At 65.2% G+C, this 1,737-nt stretch carries 1 protein-coding gene; it reads left to right on the plus strand.

From position 1 onward, the window contains the following. Nucleotides 1–151 precede the first annotated feature (151 nt). Nucleotides 152–1,378, plus strand: a complete 1,227-nt coding sequence (locus HGB39_RS38020; protein ID WP_037207876.1) for an IS110 family RNA-guided transposase — start codon at nt 152–154, stop codon at nt 1,376–1,378. Nucleotides 1,379–1,737: the final 359 nt, after the last annotated feature.

Raw genomic sequence — 1,737 nt, forward strand, 5'->3', positions numbered from 1 at the left:
ACATTCCCCCAAGCACTGATATAGATCGGGTTAGACCTTCACAAGCACCTCCGGAGGTGTCACGAAGGAAGTGAACATCAAACACTTTCCTCGGAGGATCGGGGACGTGGCCGCGTCGCCCGATGCTCGTGACACCCCCGGAGGTGCGCTCGTGTCTGTGCACGTTGTCCCAGCCACATCATCCACCATCGTCGTCGCCATCGATGTCGGCAAGAACGTCGCTGCCATCTCCGCGACCGATTCGTCCCGTCGTCGTGTACTCCCACCGACTCATGTCGCGTTGACCCGGTCGGGTCTGGATTCCGTCGTCACGCGGATCCAGTCCGCCTCCGATGCATCAATCCAGGTCAGGGTCGGCGTCGAAGCCGCCGGCCACTATCATCAGCCGGTCCTGGGTTACACCTGGCCCTCCGGCTGGGAACTTGTGGAGGTCAACCCGGCACGAGTGGCTGAGCAACGGAAGATCTTCGGTCGGCGCCGGGTGAAGACCGACGCGATCGACCTCGACGCCCTCACCGAACTGCTGCTAGCAGGACAGGGCATCCCGGTCATCAGTCGCAGCGACGTGTGCGCCGAGCTGAGCGCCTGGTCCGCGCACCGGTCCCGCCGCGTCCTGACGCACACGGCCACGATGATCCAGCTCACCACCCAGCTCGACCGCGCGTTCCCCGGTGTCGGCACCGTCATCTCGGACCTGTTCGGCACCGGGATCGGCCGTCTGGTCATCGCCGAATTCACCGACCCGACGCATCTGACAAAGCTCGGGACCAAAGGGTTGATCGCTTTCGCCGCCGACCACGGATTGCGGCTCGAACACCCACGGGCGGAGCGTCTGGTCGCAGCCGCCGCCGATGCTTTACCGACTCCCCATGCAGCGTTGGCGCGACAGGTGATCGCCAGGGATCGGATTCTGTTGGCCGACTTGGAAGCCCAGATCACCGAAGCGACAGCACGGATCGCGGAACTGATCCCGGCCAGCCCGTTCGCGACGTTGATGTCGGTGCCCGGATGGGGACCGGCGCGTATCGGTAATTATGCAGGGGCTCTCGGTGATCCGGAACGATGGGCGGGGCCGGCCCAGATCTACCGAGCCTCTGGATTGGTGCCAGCCCAGTATGAATCCGCCGGCAAGCGTCGAGACGGACACATCAGCAGAGAAGGGAGCGTACCGCTGCGCCGTGCCCTGATCGAACTCGGTTTCGGCTTGCGTCACAACGAGCCAGCGGCGAAGCGGTACGCAGCGGACTTGAAGCTGCGCGGCAAGCCGAACAGGGTCATCGGGTGCGCGTTGGCGCACCGCGCCAACCGAATCGCCTACGCCCTGGTGCGGGACCGGGCCACATTCGACCCGGGCTACTGGCGGCGAGAGGAGTCCTGACCACCAACCCGACCCCCGAGGATCTTCCGCTCGGCCACGAACGGTGGAACGCTGGAGGGTGACGAAGGACCGGAATCGATGCCGCAAGCACTGTGGCGGACCCTCGGACGAGGGCCACGCCGTACGAAGCCTGGCACCCGGCCCTTCGCCTTTCGCCGCAGCCCGCACATCGCCGGATGACCCACTCATCTCCGAGTGAGGTCGCATACGTCAGCACGGGCGCTGGACACCCCCGTTTAACAGCACGACCACCGGTCGGCCCAGGCCGCACACCAATACGCTCGCATTTCGACCGAGCGGCGTGAAGTCATGCCAGAGCCCCGCTTGACAACACCTATAGCCGGCTACGTGCAGGGAGG

Origin of the sequence: Rhodococcus opacus, from assembly GCF_012396235.1 — a bacterium.
In the GTDB taxonomy this organism is placed as follows: domain Bacteria; phylum Actinomycetota; class Actinomycetes; order Mycobacteriales; family Mycobacteriaceae; genus Rhodococcus_F; species Rhodococcus_F opacus.